Origin of the sequence: Mesorhizobium abyssinicae, from assembly GCF_049887195.1 — a bacterium.
In the GTDB taxonomy this organism is placed as follows: Bacteria; Pseudomonadota; Alphaproteobacteria; order Rhizobiales; family Rhizobiaceae; genus Mesorhizobium; species Mesorhizobium abyssinicae.
Genome location: NZ_JARAKC010000004.1, coordinates 408,721 through 427,955, shown reverse-complemented (window position 1 = coordinate 427,955; position 19,235 = coordinate 408,721). Strand labels below are relative to the sequence as shown.

Genomic DNA, 19,235 nt, shown 5'->3' with positions numbered 1-19,235 from the left:
GACGGGCTCAGGGTAGCGGGATTGGCTTGTCACTGAGTGTGCGCAAGTAGGCGATCAGGTTGACCCGTTCAGTCTCGTCCGGAACACCAGGCATCTCCATGTACACGCCTGGGGTAGTGACCATGGGCTCAAGCAGATATTTGTTCAGGTCCTCGTACGTCCACACGCCTTCCCAGCCCAGCAAAGTCTCTGAATAACGCATTTTCGTCATGGAGGCCTTGTCGCGGCCGACGACGCTCCACAAGTTCGGCCCCGTCTTGGTCCCTCCCTGTGGCTCGACATTGTGGCAACCGGCACACAGGTGGGTGAAGGAAGTTCGGCCTTTCTCAATATCGGCAGTGGCCAACTTCATCGAGATCGGGGATGGCGTTGGCAAGACGACGCCGTGCGCCATGAGATAGTCAGCGATTTCGCGCAGCCCCTTGAATCTTGCCAGATGGATCGGTGTCTTGCCGTCCTTTGTCTTCGCATTCACGTCAGCGCCGGCCTCGACCAGTGCCTTCACGCAATCGAGGCAACCGAGATTGACCGCGATGTGGATCGCGTTTTCGCGGCTGCGCTTCGAATTTGGATTTGCGCCTCCGTCCAGCAACAGTTTGATCAAGTCGATCCTGCGTTTAGCCAAAGCCGGCATCAGGGCAGGACCCAAAACCGGTGTCGGGGCGGCGTTGACGTCGGCACCGCGATCCAGGAGCAGTTTGGCCGCCGCGAAATGCCCACCCTTGACCGCAAGATAGAGTGGTGTCGCCTTCCCATCACTCTCATCGACGCCGGCACCTGCGTCGAGCGCCGCCGTGATCCCCGCCACGTCGCCCTTCGTGGCGGCGTCGTGGATAGCGGCGGCATGCGTTACAATCGGTATGTGCAAAAGCACCAATGGAAGCAAAAGCAAAACGTGGCGCATTCGCTACCCCCTTGTGACAAACCGGAGGACTGGGCACGCTTTGAGAAGGGCAGAGTTTAGTGCGAATACCTAATCGCGACAAGGTTACTTAAGCGACTTCTAACGGACGAAACCGGGACTTTCGCGAGTGACGGGAGAGGGCTCGCAACTGCAAGCTGATTTTCGAGAAGCGTTAGAAAAGAGGCCGGCGCCTGTTGGGCGGGGGGCTTTGGGGTAAGACGCCGGCCTAGGCGGATCAAATCCGCCGCCAGATGAACTTAGCGACATGGGCGCAGAGCGTAATTCCGTGATCGCACCAGCTCTGGCAACTCGACCGCCTGGCTGAAGACGAAGGCTTTCACGATCAACGAATATGAGCTGCTTGGCGTCGAGCGCGAGGTCGGCAAGCCGGCTTTCGCTCTGATGGCCGAGCGCGGCACCGGGCGCTATGTTGGGAGCGCCTTCATCACCTTGAACCGGGAAATGCGTGAACGGCTCTGGCAGCGCGTCCAGGAGGCTCCAGGAAGCCCGCCGAAGGGTATGAAGCGGCCGGCGACGCAATGGGTGAAGCCGGGGCTGATCGGCCGCGTCAAGCATCTGCGCGGCGAGGAAGACCCACGACATGCGTCGCTGCAGGATTTCCGGGAAGAAGAATGACCCCTATTTGTGCTTCTCAACGAACGCTTTGCACGCGGGAGATAGCTGATCGATCATGCCTTGAAGATCACATTTGCCGATTGGCGTCATCGGGCAAAGCCGTTTGTAGTCGGATCTGCACTCTTTGCCTTGGAAATTCTTGAAAGCCTTTGCCTCGGCTACCGTATTTAAAAGTATTCCCGAGAATGCCAAGACCAAGGCTAACCACAGATGCTTCCTCATAGCCCTCTCCTTTTGTTGCCTCACAATATCGGTTCAACAAATTAGGATACGCTTATGGAATGAGCGCTGCAAGCCGATGCCCCAGCCTATTCCCGTCCCTGTCCCACAGTGGCCGGCGCCTCTCGTTGGGGAGAATGCCTGAGGACGGGCGCCGGCCTGGCAGCTCCCGAGGGGCCGCCGCATATGCAATTCGGCTAACTACCTCGAAAGGCTATGGCGTGATCGCGTAGGTCACCGGCCGACTGAAGTTCCTTCGCGGCGAGCACATACTTCGGCATGCTTCGCTGCAGGATTTTAGGGAAGAGGATCGCTTTCGTTCGGCTACTATAGCGGCGACATGAATCCGGAGCTGCTGGGCGCAATAGAACGTGGGCAGGTCTATTGCGAAACTGTGAACCCGCACTGCTTCTGTTCCATCTCGATCTGCTTCGTAATGCGGATGGCGTTCTGTGCGTAGGCCTCGGTCACGGAACCGCGGTTCACGGTCTTGTCCTTCAGCGGGCTCACGGCTGCGCAGAGGTGAAAAACATGCGGCTCGGTGGACTTTTTGGCGCCGTTCTCCGGCGCGATCCAGTAGACAACATCCTGGCCGGCGGGGTGTTCCGCGTTCTTAGTAGCGGCCGTCACCGCGGCTGAGTCCGTGGCGATCTCTTGCGCCTGGGCGGCGACGTCGGGCGAACAGGCTGTGGTCGGCTGCCCCGTCTTAATCTGGGTCGCGCACGCGTTCATGTCCTGTGTGTACTGCTCGACCGAGGGGGGTTGGTAGCTGACCCCGATCAGCGTCGCGAGCACGGCAAGCGCTGCGCCCACACCGCCGGCAACCTTCTTGGTCTGCGGATCCATGTTCTTATCGGTCAAGATCAGGAAAACCAGCGGGAGGAAGGCAATCAACGTGATGATCGCGCCGAGCTGATTTTGGAAGAAGAATCTGGCCGTGTCGGATGCGCGGGCCGGATCGTGCCTATTGGCCGCCTTCCAAAGCAAGTTGCCGGCGATTGCGAAAACGGCGATCCCGACCAGCAAGCCAATCAGCAGCGGCATGTTACCGTGGTCGAATTTGTGCTGGTAGAGCAGGTAGATCCCGGCGATCTCACCGCCAATGGCGACGATCCAGCAAAGCACGGCGAAAAGGCGCAACCGCTTCGCGGAAGACTTCTGGCCCTGCGTCGCTTGCCAATCTTTGGTAACGTCTGGCCTGTTGTCGCTCATGACCAAATCCTCCGATATCGACACTTTTGCGAGTGGGGCAGCAAATCGAAAGGCCAACCCGTTCGGCGCAGCGTCATTGAACCAACGTCTTCATCGACTGCCTTGCCGACGCGGCGAAAATGCAAGGGCCGCGCCAGACCACATCCCCATCCATATTGCGCATGAATTGATCCGTCCATACCCACGGACGCATCGCCGACGCGGCGACGGCTCTGTTCCTCTTCATCTCGGGGTTTGATGCTGCCTTCCCTGGCGATTCGGCAAGGCTCCGGCGGTCACAGGATCGATCCAAAAGACAACATTGGCAGATCAGAACTGCAGCAGGATCGATGGCCTGAGAACCTAGCCGCGTTGGAAGATATCGCCTCGCTCGATGCGGTCATCAACCTCAGACGCAAGGAACCTAATGCCCGGCCGGCGCTTGTCGCGAGATGAGCACTCGCGGCATCAACTTCCTGGACAAATGGATGGCGGAGCATCTGCCGAACGCGATCACCGATGATCCCTTGCCCATTATCTATTTGACTGACGAAGCCATCAAGGCTGCTGAGCGTGAGGGCATCCCGTCCGAGGAGATCAGCGAAGAGGTCGGCAGCTTGTTTGAGGTGATCCTCCAGGCGATGCAACACCGCGAAGGCAAGCTTGGCGGACTGAAGCTTTGTTGCCTTTAACGGCCTATCAGAATCTAGCGTTTGTGTGACCGGTAGAAACGGCCGGTGCATTTGGTTGGCTTTGGGCAAAGCCTACACCGGCCATTGCGGATCGGGGATCTCCCACCGCGTAATGAGTTTACATGTATATTAACGATCACTCAATCAAGGTGGGAAAACGGCCGGTGCAGGTCACCCAGACCCCCCATTGCACCGGCCTTGACGGGTATCGCAGCAAGCCCCGCGCGCGTGAATGGAATCTAGAGACAGATTAGCAGTCGCGCAATTAATGCTAAATGCGAGTGGCCTCATCCTTTCAGGGGCTTAGCCGAGGCATCTGCGGGGCGAGGACGATCTGGGCATGCTTCGCTGCAGGATTTTCGTGGGGAGCCGGCATCCGGCCTAGACATGAGCAATGGTTAATGGTTGTGTCGGCGCGCTCGTCATCCTTTGGTGATGAGAATCTCAGGTGGCAACCCCCCGCGCTTTCCCCGTCCGAGGCGAGCGCGGGTTCACCTGCCGGCAGCATCCTGCTATTTTGTCCCAATGCAGCGCCGCGAAACATTGCTTGAAATGGCAGAGCGTCACGTCCGCGAGGGTGAACATCGCATCACTAGTCAGCTGGAGCTTATCGATAGACTGGCGGACCGCGGCCGCCCCACTGATGACCCCTTAGAGATTCTACAAGAGCTTCAACAGATGCAACGCACGCACGTCGCTATGCTTGAGCGATTGCGAATTGAATTGCACTAGGTCACCAAGCGGCGCATCTTTCGTCGCGCGACCTCTCTCAAGCCGGCGCATGGCCCGGCTCGCGAAATCCTGTGTCACCTAGATAAGCGAGCCGGGCTGTGGGTGTTCCAAATCGCTATTGGCAACCTGTCCGTGATGAGGAATATAATCCTCCCCGGTGCGGCGACCTCATTTTCGGAGATCGCCTACGGCTGAGCAAAAAATCAAGCGGCTAGGAAGGGAGCTAGCTACCGCACTCGACGAATACTTGCGGGCGTCGAATTCGGTCGGTTATCCGGTCTACCTCGGCGTCTATGCGGCATCGAGCGGCAGGAACGACTGGTTCGCGGTGCCAACTCTCAAACTGATCATTCCGCAAGCGAAACGATGGCCCGCTGCCTCACGGTGGCGGGCTTTTGGTGCACTCGGCAGGGCTCGAACCTGCATCTGCCTAGGACTTTACTAGCGGCTCTGTCCTGATTGAGCTACGAGCGCGAACATTTTAGCAGGATACAAAAGCAGGCGTCCTTTGATCGATCTGGAGATTAGGGGTAACCGGCGCCTGCAATGGAAGTAGGTAAGATGCCAGATGCCCTGGCTCGGCTTTTGCTCAAGGTTGGCCGGGCGTTCTTTTGTCTGTGGCGGAAAAGTCACGCAACTCGAATATGCAGCGCTGCAACTGGCGCGCGCTTATTATCCAGCGAGGCGAGGCGTACCGTCATCAAAAGGGGCCACGGGGGTGCCCCTCTCCTCCCGAACTAGCGCCCGCTGCCTATCCTTGGGGTGGCGGGCTTTTTCGTTGGCCGGCTACCCGCACGGCTACCCACGTCATGATTTGACAGGGTAGCCATGTACCCAAGGTAAGAAGCTAATTGTGGAATGATTTCAATCTGGTGCGGACGACGGGAATCGAACCCGTACGATCAGAGATCGAGGGATTTTAAGTCCCTTGCGTCTACCAGTTCCGCCACGTCCGCGCGCCGCGATTACAAGCACTTAAGGCGAGACCGGTCTAGTCCTGTGGGTGGATTTGGCACCGTTTGGCACCAAATATCCCTCTTGCCGTTCCGCGCCCGCTCTCATCGCAGCTTCGATCGCCGCTGCCGCGCCTTCGTCCGGCTTCTTGAAGAGGTGGCGTAGACCGAAAGCGTGACCACGGGTGATGCATGCTCTGGCCGGCGGCTAGTTGCAACAACGTCGAGGCCACCCGCGATTAAGGCGGAAGCATGGGTGTAACCCCACCCTAATGGCTGGACTGCCAGCGCATGGTCTCGATGTCGTCACGGGAATCCCGATGTCGCTGAGAATGTCGTCCGGGGACTCGCTCAGTTCGTCCGTTGCCTTCAACTGCGCCTTCTGATCGGCTCGGCGACCGAGCCAATCGACAAGGGGACCAACTACGACAAGAGGAAGGGTTACAAGCATAGGAAGGTTGACAAGCATCGGAGTGCTCCCTTCACCGCTGCAGAAAAACTACGCCGTGCAACCTAGGCCAATGCGTGAATGCGTCTGTGACAAAATTCACAGAGCGCCGGCCATGTTGGCCGGGCTTTTTCCATGGCGCTCTTCTGAAGTACGCTTTCCTTAGTTAACCGCCCTCGTGCCGAGGCGAAGGGTGCAGACGCCGGAACTTGGGGCTGGCAGGCGCCTCAGGCCGGTATCGGATATAGTTTCAGGTGCTGGATCAGGATGATCGTCTTGGCATCGACGATGCTACCGTCGGCGATGCCGGCGAGCGCCTCGTCGAGCGTCATCTCCAGGACCTCGATGTCCTCGCCCTCTTCCGGCGCGCCGCCGCCGGCCGAGATACGGTCGGCCGGCGAGTAGCGCGCGACGAAGAACCAGAGCCGCTCGGTCACGCTGCCCGGGCTCATGTAGGGCGCGAACAGCCTCTGGACATCCTTCAGCCGGTAGCCGAGTTCTTCCTCCGCCTCCTTGCGGATGCAGGTTTCCGGGTCGTTCTCGTCGAGCAGGCCCGCGCAGGCCTCGATCAGCGGCTCATGGTGGCCGGTGGCATAGGCCGGATAGCGGAACTGCCGCACGAGCAGCACGGTCGAGCGCGATGGATCGAAAGGCAGGATCACCGCGCCGTCGCCGCGATCGTAGGTCTGGCGGATCTGCGTCTCCCACTGCCCGTCGCGGCGGCGGTAGTCGAAGACCGTCTTCTTCAGGACCGCCCAATCGTCGGAAAGCACCTCTTCCGAGCGGATGCGAATGCGATCTTCCATGATGAACTCCTTGTGCCGGCGCCATGGCGTAGCCGCGAACCGGCGTTCATGCAATCCGGGCGGCGATTGGGCCAGACCAAGGTTTCACCGCCTCGTGTCTGGTGCGTGCCGGTGCCCTCGCCTAAATAAGCATCCCCTGCCGGAGTTCTTTTCATGACCTCATCGCTTTTCCAGCCGATCACGCTTGGCGGCCTCACCTTGCCCAACCGCATCGCCGTGGCGCCGATGTGCCAGTATTCGGCTGAGGACGGATCCGCCAGCGACTGGCATCTCTATCATTGGATGAACCTTGCCATGTCGGGCGCCGGCATGGTCACCGTCGAGATGACCGACGTCGAGCGGCGCGGACGCATCTCGCATGGCTGCCTCGGCCTCTATTCCGACGACAACGAGGCCGCTGCCCGGCGCACGCTGGACGCGGCAAGGCGCGTCGCCGCGCCCGGCACGAAATTCGGCACCCAGCTTGCCCATGCCGGCCGCAAGGCTTCGTGCCAGCGGCCGTGGGAGGGCGGCGGGCCGCTCAAGCCCGACCAGGATCCCTGGCCGACCGTGTCAGCCTCGGCCATCGCCTACGACACAGGCTGGCAGGTGCCGCACGCCCTGGAGGAAGACGAGATCCTGCGCATCATCGAGCGTTTCGCCGATGCGGCGAGGCGCGCCGAACGCGCCGGTTTCGACTTCATCGAACTGCACGCAGCGCACGGCTACCTGATCTTCCAGTTCCTGTCGCCGCTGTCCAACCGACGCACCGATCGCTGGGGCGGTTCGCTTGAGAACCGCATGCGTTTCGTCATCGAGATCGCCAGGGCGGTGCGGAAAGCCGTCCCCAGGCTGATGCTCGGCGCGCGCCTGTCGGTCAAGGAATGGGTCGATGGCGGCTTCGATGTCGAGGACGCCATCGAGGTGACCAAGGCGCTGAAGGCCGAGGGCATCGCCTATCTCTGCTGCTCGAGCGGCGGCAATTCCCCCTTGCAGCAGCTGCCGTCTGGGCCTGGCTACCAGGTGCATCTGGCGGAAGCGGTGCGAAAGGGCGCCGGCATCCCGACGCGAGCCGTTGGGCTGATCGACGATCCGAAGCAGGCCGAGGCGATCGTTGCTGACGGCCAGGCGGATATGGTGGCGCTGGCGCGCGCCTTCCTCGCCGATCCGCGCTGGGGATGGCGCGCCGCGGCGACCTTCGGCCAGGAGATCCATCCCGCGCCGCAGCTTGCCCGCTCGGTGACGACGATGCGGCACTGGATGAAGGCGGCGAGCTGACCACCTCGCTGAGACGTTTGGGCGCAGCCCGGAAGACACGATTGCAACCAATTTGGCTGCTTTGCGTTTGCGGCCATGATGGACAGCAAACCCTTTGAAAAGCCGGTGGTGGTCGAACTCGGCCATGTCGGCAAATATCGCCAGATCCGCAGCACCAGGGAAGCAGCGGAGTGCCTGATGACGGTTTGGCCGCTCAATCGCGGCCCCCGGCATCGTGATGCAGTCGACACTTGCCTGAAAGTGCTGGAGGGTTATCGTTCAACCGCGGATGCGCGCCGGGCCTTGATCGAAGCGGCCAAGGAATCGGAAGTGCTGGTGCCCGACGACCGCTTGCCCGACGATCGGCTGCATTGAGCAAAAAGGGGCCTTTTCAACCGGAGGACTTCATGGCGAAGCTGACTTACAAGATCGTCGAGCACGATGGCGGCTGGGCCTACAAGGTCGGCTCGACCTTCTCGGAGACGTTCCCCACCCACCAGGACGCGCTGCGCGCCGCCGAGATCGCTTCGGCCGAGCAGCAGATCGCCGGCACCACGGACGGCATCCAGTACGAGGACGCCGAAGGCAAGTGGCACGATGAACTGGCCGATGGCAGGGACCGGCCGCAAACCGAAGTTTCCGATTAGCATCTATTCCTGGGGCGGCTCTTGCCGCAGCGGCCGCGGATGCCCGCGAGGGCATCCTAGCCAGCCACCTGGAAAGCGCGCGGTCTGCGACTTGCCGCAATACTGATCGTTGACATTCTGCCCGGCATTGGCATCGGGTCCCGGCTAGCCCGCTTCGGCGTTCAGTCGATGGCTGAGAGGCTCTTCGTGGCAAAGGCGCGCGCGGCAATGCGCTTGATGAAGGCGGTGACGCGCTCCGGATCGATGAATTGCGGCATGTGGCCCAAACCGTCGACGGCCTCGAAATCGAGCCCTTTGAGCCTGTCCCGCATCGGTTCGCCATGTATAGCCATGCCAATGACGCGGTCGGCGGTGCCGAACAGAATGCCGGCAGGCATGGCGATCTCGCCATAGCGCTGCTCGATGCGGCCGAGATCCTGTTCCACCGCAACGACGTCGGTCGAGGTCGCATGGAAATGGGCGGGCCTCAACCCAAGCCAGCCGCCTCCTGCGGTCATATAGTCACCGGGAACGGCCTGCGGCGCGAAGATGAACCTCATTGTCGGCTCCGCGTATTTCAAACTCAACGGTATCGCCACCGTATATGCCATGATCCGGCGCAGCAGTCGCGAAGGAACGTAGAGCAAGTCGAATTTCTGGCGCGCCCTGGTTTCCAGATGCGTCAGGGGTGCCAGCAGGGCGATGCCAGAAATCGTCCCGGGGTGCTCCACCGCCAGCGTCAGCGCGATCGCGCCGCCCAGCGAATGACCAACGACCAGCGGCTTTTCCAACCCGAGCCTGTCGATGAAGCGCCGCACGATTTCGGCCTGCTCGGGCAGTCGCCCCGTGGCGTCGCCAGCCCGCACCGAATAGCCGGAGCCCGGACGGTCGAGCGCGATCAGGCGATAGCCTGGGCCGAAGCGGCCGAACAGCGTGTGGCGGAAATGGTGAAGTTGGGCGCCGAGCCCGTGCAGGAAGACGATCGGCCTGCCCTCGCCTTCCTCGACATAATGGATACGGTTGCCGTCGATCTCGACGAATTTTCCGCGCGCCGGTACCAGCCTCTCGGCCTTGGCGCCGATCCACCATGTCGCCAGCACAAGGCCGACAACCACGGCAACGGCGAGCAGGAGCAGGCCACCGAGCAGCCAGGACAAGATCGACAGCAGCATTTTTCCTCTCACTGGCAACGCAGGCAGCTTACCTGCCGCAGATGTCGCAGCAAGGCGCCGCCGTGGCATAGTGCTGGCGCATTGCCGCCGCTCCGTCGCCGCGCTATCTCAGGCGACCCTGTTTGCCGGAGCCTGTCATGCCTGAAATCGTCACCGCCGCCATGCTCGTCATCGGCGACGAGATCCTGTCGGGTCGGACCAAGGACAGGAACATCGGCCACCTCGCCGACATCATGACGGCCATCGGCATCGATCTCAAGGAAGTCCGCGTCGTTCCCGACGAGGAGGACGAGATCGTCGCCGCGGTCAATGCCGTGCGCGCCCGCTACACCTATGTCTTCACCACCGGCGGCATCGGCCCGACGCATGACGACATCACCGCGGATTCGATCGCCAAGGCATTCGGCGTGCCGTGCGAGTATGACACCAAGGCCTATGCGATGCTGGAGGCGAGCTACGCCGCGCGCGGCATCGAATACACCGAGGCGAGGAAGCGCATGGCGCGCATGCCGCGCGGCGCCGACCACATCGACAACCCGGTATCGGTCGCGCCTGGCTTTCGCATCGGCAACGTCCATGTCATGGCCGGCGTGCCGGCGATCTTCCAGGCCATGCTCGACAATGTCGTGCCGACGCTGAAGGCGGGCACCAAAATGCTGTCGGCGACCGTCCATTGCCCGTTCGGCGAAGGCCTCATCGGCGGCCCGCTGGCCGACATCCAGAAGGCGCATCCCGACACCATCATCGGCTCCTATCCGAAATATGGCGACGGCAAGTTCTGGACCGAGCTCGTCGTGCGCGCCCGCGACGAGGAGGCGCTGGGGGCCGCCCGCAAGGATGTCGAAGCCATGGTTGCCGGCTTCGCCGCTGCTGCCGGCTGATCGGCGATTGCGGCTCCCGGTCGGCCCGGAACCAAGCATGGCACTGTGACGTTTCCTTGGGCGCGCGCCGCATTGCGCCAACACGTTGAGGGACCCAGCATGCGCTTCAAGACCATCGTCGCCATTTTGCAGAACGAGCAGGACGCCGAGCGCGTGCTCGCTTGCGCCATCCCGCTTGCCGACCGCTTCCAGAGCCATCTCGTCGGCATCCATGCCGAAGCGCTGCCCGTTCCCTACACCTCGGCCACCGGCTTTCCGGACACCGAATTCCTGCAGGTGTCGGCCGAGATGAACCGCGAGCGCGCCGACAAGCTGGAGGCCCTGTTCCTGAGGCGTATCGAGGAGTCCGGCCTGTCCTTCGAGTGGCGCAGCCTCGAGAGCTTTTCCGGCGACAGCGCGCTGACCGGCATTTCCACCGTCCGCGCCGCCGACCTGATCATCGCCGCGCAGCGCGACACCGGCGGCGACCCGGGCGCCGACGTCGACACGCTCGTCTATGATGCCGGCCGGCCGGTGCTCGTGGTGCCGCATGAAGGGCCACTCCTTACAACTTTCAAGCGCGTGCTCCTGGCCTGGAACGGCAGCAAGGAAGCGGCACGCGCCGCCTTCGACGCCCTGCCCTTCATCAGCGAGGCCGAGAAGACGGACATATTGATCATCGATCCGCCTGAGTCGCTGGACGAGACCCCGGAAGCCGCCGGCGCCGAAATCGCCGCGGCGCTTTCCAGGCACGGTGCCACCGTCAGCGTGTCGGTGCAGAAGTCGAACGGCGCTTCCGTCGACGACCTCATCCAGACCCGCATTGCCGAGACCGGCGCCGATCTGCTCGTGCTCGGCGCCTACAGCCATTCCTGGCTGCGCCAGCTCTTGTTCGGCGGCGTGACGCGCACGGTGCTGCGCACCGCGCCGGTGGCAGCTTTCCTGTCGCGATAATCCCGACAAGCAAAGCGCGCGGGCTTAAGTCCACAGGCATGGCTTGTTGCGAGCTTGCCAAAGCCGGCATTTTCCCGCTAATTCCGCCTGCATTCCCTTGGATATCGTCACGCGCCTGGTCGCGTGCTGCGGAGTGCGTGAAAAATGTCCCTTCCCGAAAAAGCTTTCCCGGTCTCCTGGGACCAGTTCCACCGCGACGCCCGCGCGCTTGCCTGGCGGCTTGCCGGCGCCAGCAAGGGGCAGTGGAAGGCGATTGTCTGTATCACCCGCGGCGGCCTTGTGCCCGCCGCCATCATCTCGCGCGAGCTCGGCATCCGGGTGATCGAGACGGTCTGCGTCGCCTCCTATCACGACTACACCAGCCAGGGGCAGTTGCAGGTGCTGAAGGAGATCACGCCGGCGTTGCTCGCCGATGATGGCGCCGGCGTGCTGATCATCGACGACCTGACCGACACCGGCAAGACCGCGGGCATCGTGCGCGCCATGATGCCCAAGGCGCATTTCGCCACCGTCTACGCCAAGCCGAAGGGGCGGCCGCTGGTCGACACCTTCGTCACCGAGGTCAGCCAAGACACCTGGATCTATTTCCCCTGGGATATGGGCTTCACCTACCAGAAGCCGATCGCCGACGATCACGCCGGTTGATCGGTCATTTTTTCCACTGAAACGGTTCACGACGCATTTTTTTGCTGCGCATGAAATGCGCGCCGCAAGGCTATTTCACGCAATCGACTTTTCTTGGTGGAATTCAACAAGTTCCTGTGAAGTTTTTTACTTTTGTCGCGTATGATCGGAGGTAAGATTCGTGAGGCAACGAACGAGTCCGAGGGCTGGGGCTAGCTTCTCCGATGCTGACAAGGCCAACGACGCATAACCATCTGGCCGAAAGAGTCCGGCGACTCTTCGGCAGCGCGCCTTGCCGCCTGCAGGTTGCCGCCCTGCCCTGGCGCGAGGCCGAAAATGGTGTCGAGATCATGCTGATCACCAGCCGCGACACCGGCCGCTGGGTGCTGCCCAAGGGCTGGCCAGAGGCCAAGGAGCCGCTTAGCGAGGCGGCCGCGCGCGAGGCCGGCGAGGAAGCCGGATTGCGCGGCACCGTCTCCCATCTTGAAGCCGGCCGGTATTTCTACGCCAAGGTGCTGGCTTCCGGTGAGGAAGTGCCTTGCGAGGTGCTGGTCTACCCGTTGCGGGTCGACCGCATCGCCGACCGCTGGAAAGAAAAGCGCGCGCGCACCCGCAAATGGGTGAGCTCCGCCGAAGCTGTGCGCATGGTCAACGAGCCGGACCTCTGCCAGATCATCGCCTATTTCTGCGCCGACCCGCACAAATTCGCGTGAGTTGGCCACCAAACGCCATTGCCGGCGGGCAAGGCTTTGGCGTGGGCATTGCCGTACGCAAGGATGGCCCCTAGATTCGATTCGGCTGCCTTGGCGTTTTGGTGATGACGAATACCGCACGACCCCTCGAGGACAATTCCGACGATCTTCGGCGTAAGCACCGACAGCGTGTGCTCAAGGGCGGCTCGATCATCACCGGCATCCAGAATTCCGAGATCAGCTGCACCTTGCGCAACCAGAATGACGGCGGCGCCGAGCTGAAGGTCGCGCCGGACGCCCACGTTCCCGATCGCTTCCTGCTCTACGTGCCGGTCGACGGCGTCGCCTATCGGTCTGAGGTCCGCTGGCGCCGCAACGACCGCGTCGGCGTCCAATTCAGCGGCACCGAGCCGAAGCCGAAGCTGCACTACGGCTGATCGCCGTCGCCCAGGCCAGGTCTCGCCGGACCGGGTCGTTCCTCTCCGTATCGAAATAAAGGGCACCCCGGACCGGGACGGCACGGAATGCCCTTCGCCTCAGATCACCAGGCCCTTGGTCAGTTCGAGCGCCTGGCGCTCGAACAGGCGGCGGTAGATGCCGCCGTTCAACCGGATCAGCTGGTCGTGCGAGCCCTCCTCGATGATGCGGCCGCGATCGAACACCAGCAGCCGGTCGAGCGCCCTGACCGTCGACAGCCGGTGCGCGATGACCAGCGTCGTGCGGCCGACCATCAGCCGCTCCATCGCCTGCTGGATCAGCACTTCCGATTCCGAATCGAGGCTGGACGTCGCCTCGTCGAGGATCAGGATGCGTGCATCGGCGAGGAAGGCGCGCGCTATCGCCACCCGCTGCCGCTCGCCGCCCGACAGCTTCACGCCACGCTCGCCCACCAGCGTGCCATAGCCTTTCGGCAGGTCGCAGATGAAGTCATGCGCGCTCGCCAGCCGCGCCGCATGCTCGATCTCGGCCTGGGTGGCGCTGGGCCGGGCATAGGCGATGTTCTCGGCAAGCGACCGATGGAACAGGATCGGCTCTTGCTGGACGATGGCGATCTGCGCGCGCAGCGATGCCTGCGCCACCTCGGAAATATCCTGGCCGTCGATCAGGATCCTGCCGGCGTTCACGTCGTAGAGGCGCTGGATCAGCTTGACGAAGGTCGTCTTGCCCGAACCGGAATGGCCGACCAGTCCGACGCGCTCGCCGGAGGCGATCTCGACCGAGAAATCGCGATAGAGCGGCAGCCGGTGGTTGCCATAGTGGAAGGTGACCCTGTCGAACCTGATGCGCCCATCGTTGATGCGGATCGGCCCGGCCGCCGGCCGGTCCTCGATGCCGAGCGGTTCGGCCTGGAAGTCGACCAGTTCCTCCATGTCGTTTATCGAGCGCTGCAGATTGCGGATATGCGTGCCGATGTCGCGCAGATAGCCTTGCAGCACGAAGAACGAAGTCAGCACGAAGGCGACGTCGCCGGCGCTGGCCTGCCCCCAGGCCCACAGCATCAGCGCCAGACCGATGACGGCGGTCCTCAGCAGTAGAAGCATCGTGCCCTGCGTGGTGCCGTTGACGGTGCCGCGCACCCAGGTGCGGCCCGTGCGGGCGCGCCATTTGGCGACGACCCTTGCAAGCCGCGCCTCCTCGCGCGTCTCGGCGCCGAAGCCCTTGACCACGGCATTGCAGCTCACCGCATCGGCCAGCGAGCCGCCAAGCCGCGTGTCCCAGGTGTTGGCGAGCCGGGCGGCCGGCGCGACATAGCCAAGTGACAGCGTCGCCGTCACCGTGATGAACAGCCCCGAGCCGACGGCGACCACCGCGCCCATAAGCGGCCAGAACCAGCCGAGCAGCAGCGTCGAACCGACGAGCATGACGACCGACGGCAAGAGCGCGATCAGGATTGTGTCGTTGAGCAGGTCGAGCGCCCACATGCCGCGCGTGATCTTGCGCACGGTCGAACCGGCGAAGCTGTTGGCATGCCAGTCGGTGGAAAAGCGCTGGACGCGATGGAAGGCGTCGGCCGCGATATCGGCCATCATCTTCAGCGTCAGCTCGACGATGGCCATGAAGGCGGCGTTGCGCAGCACGACGCCGGTCAGCGCCAGGGCAACCAGCATCCAGAAAGCCGAAATCGCCGCGTTCCAGGCGACGGCATCGGCTGCACTGCCATTGGCGACGGCGTCGACCAGCCGGCCGGAATAGAGCGGCGTCAGCACGTCGGCCAGCGTCGACAGCAGGAAGGCGCCCATGATTAGCGAAAGCCGCCACGGCTGGCGCCGCCAATGGCCGAGCGTGAAGCCGAGCACGCTGCGGAAAGCGTCGGCGCGCAGGTCGATTCGAAAACGAGCCATGATGTCATCCGGGCGCAAATGTGCCCGGTCCCGGTAAGATGGAATTGAGAAAAACCGCGTCGGCGCCAATCTGGCGCCCGGAATACGGAGGTTCAGCATAGTGGCGGCTCGCCCATATGCAGGCGGCGACCTGCAGCGGCAAATGCCTCTCCTCGATCGAAGCTTTGTCGCGAAGGCAAGCCTTCGCGAGGCGACGATCAGGACCTAGGCTTCGCGGCCTCGCATAACGATTTCAAATCGTGGCATTCGGTTCCTCCTGGTGGAGAATCGCGGAGACGTTCTTATAGAGACGCTCTTGCGCATCGCCAAGACAGACCGCGGGCGAATGCGCATCTGGTCCAAGCAGTGAGACGATTTTGCAACAACGGCCGGTTGTACCGTGGCTGTTCAGGCTGGGCAGGAAAAAAGCGTCTACCGCCCGTCCCTGAACCGGTTGGTGATCGGGTAGCGGCGGTCGCGGCCGAAATTCTTTCGGGTGATCTTCACGCCCGGCGCGGCTTGCCGGCGCTTGTATTCGGCGATGTAGAGCAGGTGCTCGACCCGCGCCACCGTCGCCCGGTCATGGCCGCGCGCGACGATGTCGTCGACGCCCATCTCGTTCTCGACCAGGCACTCCAGAATGTCGTCGAGCACCGGATAGGGCGGCAGCGAGTCCTGGTCGGTCTGGTTCTCGCGCAGCTCCGCCGACGGCGCCTTGTCGATGATGTTCTTCGGGATCACCTCGCCGGAAGGACCGAGCGCGCCCGGCGGCACATGGCTGTTGCGCCAGCGCGACAGGGCGTAGACCTGCATCTTGTAGAGGTCCTTGATCGGGTTGAAGCCGCCATTCATGTCGCCGTAAAGCGTGGCGTAGCCGACCGACATCTCGCTCTTGTTGCCGGTGGTGACGACCATCGAACCGAACTTGTTGGAGATCGCCATCAGGATGGTGCCGCGCGCGCGGCTCTGCAGGTTCTCCTCTGTGATGCCTTCCTTGGTGCCTTCGAACATCTGCGTCAGCGCGTGCAGAAAACCTTCGACCGGCTCGAAGATCGGCACGATGTCATAGCGGCAGCCGAGCGCGCGGGCGCAGTCCTCGGCATCCTTGAGCGAATCCTTCGAGGTATAGCGATAGGGCATCATCACGGCGCGCAGCCGCTCCTCGCCCAGCGCATCGACGGCAAGCGCGGCGCAGATCGCCGAATCGATGCCGCCGGAAAGGCCGAGCACGACGTTCTTGAAGCCGTTCTTGTTGACGTAGTCGCGCAAGCCTAACATGCCGGCCCGATAGTCGGCCTCCTCCCGCTCCGGGATCTTCGACATCGGCCCTTCGGAGCAGACCCAGCCATCCTGCGTGCGCTTCCAGGTGGTGACGTCGACCGCCTCCTCGAACTGGCTCATCTGGAAGGCGAGCGTCTTGTCCGCGCCTATGGCAAAGGAAGCGCCGTCGAAGATCAGCTCGTCCTGGCCGCCGAGCTGGTTGGCGTAGATCATCGGCAGGCCGCATTCGATGATTTGGCGGATGACGACCTGGTGGCGGATGTCGATCTTGGCGCGGTAATAGGGCGAGCCGTTCGGCACCAGCAGGATCTCGGCGCCGCTTTCGGCCAGCGTCTCGCAGACGGCGACCTCGCCCCAGATGTCCTCGCAGATCGGAATGCCGATGCGCACGCCGCGGAAATTGACCGGTCCCTGCAATTCCGGCCCGGCCTGGAAGACGCGCTTCTCGTCGAATTCGCCGTAGTTCGGCAGATCGAGCTTGTAGCGCTCGGCGAGGATCTTGCCGCCATCGGCGACGATGATCGAATTGTGCGTGCCGCTCTTGCGCTTCAGGGGCGTGCCGATGATGACGCCGGGACCGCCATCGGCAGTGTCCTTGGCGAAATCTTCCGCGGCCTTCTCACAAGCCTTCAGGAAAGCCGGCTTCAGCACCAGATCCTCCGGCGGATAGCCGGCGAGGAAGAGCTCGGTGTAGAGCACGATGTCGGCGCCCTGTCGGGCGGCGTCCGCGCGCGCCTCGCGCGCCTTGGCGAGATTGCCGGCGACGTCGCCGACAGTCGGATTGAGCTGGGCGATGGCGATGCGCAGGATGTCGGGCTTCTTGGTCATGCCTGCGGGTTTAGCGCGGCAAATTTCGCCGGGCAATGGCGTTCGCTTGGGCCACTATGCCCAGCGGGCCAATGTCCCGAAATCCTATTCGCCCATATATTCTCGCAAGGCTTCCGGCGAGTGGTTCTCGCCGATCGACATCGAAAGTATTCGGGAAATGTGCCGGCGCGGCAGGCCGGTTTCAGCCGACCATCGATTGATCTGCGCCTGGATCTTGTCGAGGTCCCGCTTCGAGGTCGGGTTCTCGGCGATGTCGATACCGGCATCGCGCAGTGCCGCCGCCATGTCGGTCGAGACGATGAAGGTGTCCCACTCCAGCCAGCGCAGGAAGTACTGGCCGGTGTTGCCGCCAAGCCGGCTGCCATGCTTGCCAAGCCAGGCGGTCAGCCCGACCTGGTCGTCGGCCGGCCAGGCGGCGAGGAATTTGCCGAAGCCGCCATGCTCCTTCGACACGCGCTCGACGAAGGCGGCATTGTCGCGGACGGACCTGATCTTCTGCGGATTGCGCACGATGCGCTTGTCGGAGGCCAGTTCGTGCCAGAAATCGTCGGGCTGGAACAACAGCCGCTTCGGCTCGAAGCCGAGGAACGCCTCCTCGAAACCCGGCCACTTCTGCTCGATGACGCGCCAGACGAAACCGGCTGCGAAAATGCGCTCGGCCATGGTCGACAGGATGCGGTCATCCCCGATCTTCGCCACGGCCTTGTTGTCCGGCATCGGCCCGAGCAACGATTGAAGCGCTGCTTCCCCGCCCTTGCGCTTCGCCGCGCGGGCGCGGATTTTCTGGAAATCGGCCATGGGTATCCTCGCGGGTTCGCGTCAATGTAACACTTCCCGTTCGGGCCGGCAGCCTCTACCTCTATGCAAGCTTTCATGACGGAGGGCGACATGAACAAGACAATCGATGACCTGGCCAACCGCTGGCTCAAACGCCGGCTGGATGGCCTCGGCCAGATCGAGAGCCGGGTGCTGCAAAGCGCGCTCGATCGCACCACCATCTCGAAGGACACCAACAAGGCCATCGCCTTTCACCAGACGTTCGGCGACCGCGTCGCTGACACCATCGCCCGCATCGGCGGTTCATGGTCGTTCATCCTGACCTTCGTCGCCTTCCTGATCCTGTGGACCTGCGGCAATGTCTGGCTGCTGTCGCGCGCCGCCTTCGACCCTTACCCCTTCATCTTCCTCAACCTCGTGCTGTCGATGATCGCAGCACTGCAGGCGCCGGTGATCATGATGTCGCAGAACCGCCAGACCGAGCGCGACCGCATCGACGCCGCCCACGACTATGAGGTCAATCTCAAGGCCGAGATCGAGATCATGGCGCTGCACGAGAAGCTGGACGAACTGCGCCACAGCGAGCTGATAGGCATGCGCGACGAGATCGTGCGGCTGGCCGAGCAGGTCAGACGCATCGACGAAAAGCTGTCGGCGCGACAAAGCCCCTGATGACCGAGGCCATCCATCACCTCATCGAGCAGTACGGGCTGGTCGCGGTCTTCCTGGGCTGCGTCGCCGAAGGCGAAAGCGCTGCCATCCTCGCCGGCTTCTTTGCCCATCAGCATGTCTTCGTGGCCTGGCAGGCTTTCCTGGCTGCGGCCATCGGCGCCTTCGCCGGTGACACCTTCTTCTTCATCCTCGGCCGCAGCTTCGCCGATCATCCCTATGTGCTCAGGCTGAAGGCACGGCCAGGCTTCAGCCATGCCTTCCGTCTCGTCTCCTCCCATCCCAACATCTTCGTGCTTTCGAACCGCTACATCTACGGCATGCGCCTGGTCGGCGGCGTCGCCGCCGGCTTCGCCAGCATCACAGTGAAGCGCTTCGTCCTCCTCAATGCCATCTCGTCGCTGGTCTGGGCGGCGCTGTTTTGCACGGTCGGCTACGTCTTCGGACTGGGCGCCGAACGCATCGTCGGCCAGGCGCTGGCGCGTCACGAACGGCTGCTGACCGCGCTGGCGATCGGCCTTGCCGTCGCCATCCTCGCCTGGTTCCTCGCCCATAGCGTCGCCAAGAAGGAGCGCGCCAACGACGCAAGGGATGGTCAGAGCGAGGCCAAATAG

General features: G+C 62.8%; 19 protein-coding genes, 1 tRNA gene and 1 pseudogene. 12 read left to right on the top strand and 9 right to left on the bottom strand.

The genetic code is table 11. The annotated features are described in order from the left end of the window. Nucleotides 1-7 precede the first annotated feature (7 nt). Nucleotides 8-904: an ankyrin repeat domain-containing protein gene (locus tag PU724_RS12420; RefSeq protein WP_354421974.1), complete on the bottom strand. Its 897-nt coding sequence runs from the start codon at nt 902-904 to the stop codon at nt 8-10. A 402-nt stretch (nt 905-1,306) separates the two neighbouring features. Here PU724_RS12420 and PU724_RS12415 point away from each other — a divergent pair, with 402 nt between their 5' ends. Further along, nucleotides 1,307-1,540 carry a hypothetical protein gene (locus PU724_RS12415; protein ID WP_354421975.1) on the top strand — a complete coding sequence of 78 codons (234 nt, stop codon included), beginning with the start codon at nt 1,307-1,309 and terminating at the stop codon, nt 1,538-1,540. A gap of 600 nt (nt 1,541-2,140) precedes the next feature. Here PU724_RS12415 and PU724_RS12410 read toward each other — a convergent pair. Beyond that, on the bottom strand, nt 2,141-2,971 hold the full coding sequence (locus PU724_RS12410) for a hypothetical protein (RefSeq protein WP_354421977.1): 831 nt from the start codon (nt 2,969-2,971) through the stop codon (nt 2,141-2,143). Nucleotides 2,972-3,402: 431 nt separating this feature from the next. Here PU724_RS12410 and PU724_RS12405 point away from each other — a divergent pair, with 431 nt between their 5' ends. Further along, nucleotides 3,403-3,642: a DUF768 domain-containing protein gene (locus tag PU724_RS12405; protein ID WP_354421979.1), complete on the top strand. Its 240-nt coding sequence runs from the start codon at nt 3,403-3,405 to the stop codon at nt 3,640-3,642. Between the two features lie 1,128 nt (nt 3,643-4,770). On the opposite strand, the pseudogene PU724_RS12400 reads toward PU724_RS12405, so the two are convergent. The 3 genes and pseudogenes from PU724_RS12400 to PU724_RS12390 form a co-directional block, all read right to left on the bottom strand. Beyond that, a pseudogene (locus PU724_RS12400) lies at nt 4,771-4,848 on the bottom strand. Nucleotides 4,849-5,244: 396 nt separating this feature from the next. Further along, a tRNA-Leu gene (locus PU724_RS12395) sits at nt 5,245-5,330 on the bottom strand. A gap of 672 nt (nt 5,331-6,002) precedes the next feature. Continuing rightward, a complete protein-coding gene (locus PU724_RS12390) occupies nt 6,003-6,581 on the bottom strand; it encodes an NUDIX domain-containing protein (RefSeq protein WP_127283884.1) in 579 nt (192 codons plus the stop codon). A 153-nt stretch (nt 6,582-6,734) separates the two neighbouring features. Between PU724_RS12390 and PU724_RS12385 the strand changes: the two genes are divergently transcribed. From PU724_RS12385 to PU724_RS12375, 3 genes are all read left to right on the top strand, one after another. Then, nucleotides 6,735-7,838: an NADH:flavin oxidoreductase/NADH oxidase gene (locus PU724_RS12385; RefSeq protein ID WP_354421981.1), complete on the top strand. Its 1,104-nt coding sequence runs from the start codon at nt 6,735-6,737 to the stop codon at nt 7,836-7,838. Nucleotides 7,839-7,913: 75 nt separating this feature from the next. Further along, nucleotides 7,914-8,192 (top strand): DUF982 domain-containing protein, encoded by a 279-nt coding sequence (locus tag PU724_RS12380; RefSeq protein ID WP_127310126.1) that lies wholly within the window; start codon nt 7,914-7,916, stop codon nt 8,190-8,192. A gap of 32 nt (nt 8,193-8,224) precedes the next feature. Further along, nucleotides 8,225-8,464 carry a DUF2188 domain-containing protein gene (locus tag PU724_RS12375; protein ID WP_127283881.1) on the top strand — a complete coding sequence of 80 codons (240 nt, stop codon included), beginning with the start codon at nt 8,225-8,227 and terminating at the stop codon, nt 8,462-8,464. A gap of 161 nt (nt 8,465-8,625) precedes the next feature. On the opposite strand, the gene PU724_RS12370 is transcribed toward PU724_RS12375, so the two are convergent. After that, complete coding sequence (locus PU724_RS12370) at nt 8,626-9,615, bottom strand: alpha/beta fold hydrolase (protein ID WP_354421984.1); 990 nt, start codon at nt 9,613-9,615, stop codon at nt 8,626-8,628. A gap of 137 nt (nt 9,616-9,752) precedes the next feature. Here PU724_RS12370 and PU724_RS12365 point away from each other — a divergent pair, with 137 nt between their 5' ends. From PU724_RS12365 to PU724_RS12345, 5 genes are all read left to right on the top strand, one after another. Beyond that, entirely contained in the window at nt 9,753-10,496 is a 744-nt protein-coding gene (locus PU724_RS12365) for a competence/damage-inducible protein A (RefSeq protein WP_292102065.1), read from the top strand. A 99-nt stretch (nt 10,497-10,595) separates the two neighbouring features. Continuing rightward, a complete protein-coding gene (locus tag PU724_RS12360) occupies nt 10,596-11,429 on the top strand; it encodes a universal stress protein (protein ID WP_127283878.1) in 834 nt (277 codons plus the stop codon). Between the two features lie 144 nt (nt 11,430-11,573). Next, entirely contained in the window at nt 11,574-12,074 is a 501-nt protein-coding gene (gene gpt, locus PU724_RS12355) for a xanthine phosphoribosyltransferase (protein WP_027145490.1), read from the top strand. A gap of 203 nt (nt 12,075-12,277) precedes the next feature. After that, on the top strand, nt 12,278-12,766 hold the full coding sequence (locus PU724_RS12350) for an NUDIX hydrolase (protein WP_127283877.1): 489 nt from the start codon (nt 12,278-12,280) through the stop codon (nt 12,764-12,766). A gap of 104 nt (nt 12,767-12,870) precedes the next feature. Continuing rightward, nucleotides 12,871-13,182: a PilZ domain-containing protein gene (locus PU724_RS12345; protein WP_127283876.1), complete on the top strand. Its 312-nt coding sequence runs from the start codon at nt 12,871-12,873 to the stop codon at nt 13,180-13,182. A 99-nt stretch (nt 13,183-13,281) separates the two neighbouring features. On the opposite strand, the gene PU724_RS12340 is transcribed toward PU724_RS12345, so the two are convergent. The 3 genes from PU724_RS12340 to PU724_RS12330 form a co-directional block, all read right to left on the bottom strand. Then, on the bottom strand, nt 13,282-15,087 hold the full coding sequence (locus tag PU724_RS12340) for an ABC transporter ATP-binding protein (RefSeq protein WP_354421988.1): 1,806 nt from the start codon (nt 15,085-15,087) through the stop codon (nt 13,282-13,284). Nucleotides 15,088-15,498: 411 nt separating this feature from the next. Next, nucleotides 15,499-17,175 (bottom strand): NAD+ synthase, encoded by a 1,677-nt coding sequence (locus PU724_RS12335; RefSeq protein ID WP_354421990.1) that lies wholly within the window; start codon nt 17,173-17,175, stop codon nt 15,499-15,501. An 84-nt stretch (nt 17,176-17,259) separates the two neighbouring features. Continuing rightward, nucleotides 17,260-17,973, bottom strand: coding sequence for a DNA-3-methyladenine glycosylase I (locus tag PU724_RS12330; protein WP_354421992.1), 714 nt, complete (start codon nt 17,971-17,973; stop codon nt 17,260-17,262). A gap of 90 nt (nt 17,974-18,063) precedes the next feature. On the opposite strand from PU724_RS12330, the gene PU724_RS12325 reads away from it, so the two are divergent. Together PU724_RS12325 and PU724_RS12320 are read left to right on the top strand one after the other, a co-directional pair. Next, nucleotides 18,064-18,624, top strand: a complete 561-nt coding sequence (locus PU724_RS12325; protein WP_292102061.1) for a DUF1003 domain-containing protein — start codon at nt 18,064-18,066, stop codon at nt 18,622-18,624. Then, on the top strand, nt 18,624-19,235 hold the full coding sequence (locus PU724_RS12320) for a DedA family protein (RefSeq protein ID WP_354421994.1): 612 nt from the start codon (nt 18,624-18,626) through the stop codon (nt 19,233-19,235). The genes PU724_RS12325 and PU724_RS12320 overlap by 1 nt, the downstream gene beginning before the upstream one ends.

Coding starts and splice junctions, on each gene's coding strand:
- PU724_RS12390 (WP_127283884.1), bottom strand. CDS start 6,581: ATGGAAGATCGCATTCGCATCCGCTCGGAAGAGGTGCTTTCCGACGAT.
- gpt (WP_027145490.1), top strand. CDS start 11,574: ATGTCCCTTCCCGAAAAAGCTTTCCCGGTCTCCTGGGACCAGTTCCAC.
- PU724_RS12385 (WP_354421981.1), top strand. CDS start 6,735: ATGACCTCATCGCTTTTCCAGCCGATCACGCTTGGCGGCCTCACCTTG.
- PU724_RS12405 (WP_354421979.1), top strand. CDS start 3,403: ATGAGCACTCGCGGCATCAACTTCCTGGACAAATGGATGGCGGAGCAT.
- PU724_RS12360 (WP_127283878.1), top strand. CDS start 10,596: ATGCGCTTCAAGACCATCGTCGCCATTTTGCAGAACGAGCAGGACGCC.
- PU724_RS12345 (WP_127283876.1), top strand. CDS start 12,871: ATGACGAATACCGCACGACCCCTCGAGGACAATTCCGACGATCTTCGG.
- PU724_RS12325 (WP_292102061.1), top strand. CDS start 18,064: ATGAACAAGACAATCGATGACCTGGCCAACCGCTGGCTCAAACGCCGG.
- PU724_RS12320 (WP_354421994.1), top strand. CDS start 18,624: ATGACCGAGGCCATCCATCACCTCATCGAGCAGTACGGGCTGGTCGCG.
- PU724_RS12420 (WP_354421974.1), bottom strand. CDS start 904: ATGCGCCACGTTTTGCTTTTGCTTCCATTGGTGCTTTTGCACATACCG.
- PU724_RS12330 (WP_354421992.1), bottom strand. CDS start 17,973: ATGGCCGATTTCCAGAAAATCCGCGCCCGCGCGGCGAAGCGCAAGGGC.
- PU724_RS12350 (WP_127283877.1), top strand. CDS start 12,278: ATGCTGACAAGGCCAACGACGCATAACCATCTGGCCGAAAGAGTCCGG.
- PU724_RS12365 (WP_292102065.1), top strand. CDS start 9,753: ATGCCTGAAATCGTCACCGCCGCCATGCTCGTCATCGGCGACGAGATC.
- PU724_RS12370 (WP_354421984.1), bottom strand. CDS start 9,615: ATGCTGCTGTCGATCTTGTCCTGGCTGCTCGGTGGCCTGCTCCTGCTC.
- PU724_RS12335 (WP_354421990.1), bottom strand. CDS start 17,175: ATGACCAAGAAGCCCGACATCCTGCGCATCGCCATCGCCCAGCTCAAT.
- PU724_RS12375 (WP_127283881.1), top strand. CDS start 8,225: ATGGCGAAGCTGACTTACAAGATCGTCGAGCACGATGGCGGCTGGGCC.
- PU724_RS12380 (WP_127310126.1), top strand. CDS start 7,914: ATGATGGACAGCAAACCCTTTGAAAAGCCGGTGGTGGTCGAACTCGGC.
- PU724_RS12340 (WP_354421988.1), bottom strand. CDS start 15,087: ATGGCTCGTTTTCGAATCGACCTGCGCGCCGACGCTTTCCGCAGCGTG.
- PU724_RS12410 (WP_354421977.1), bottom strand. CDS start 2,971: ATGAGCGACAACAGGCCAGACGTTACCAAAGATTGGCAAGCGACGCAG.
- PU724_RS12415 (WP_354421975.1), top strand. CDS start 1,307: ATGGCCGAGCGCGGCACCGGGCGCTATGTTGGGAGCGCCTTCATCACC.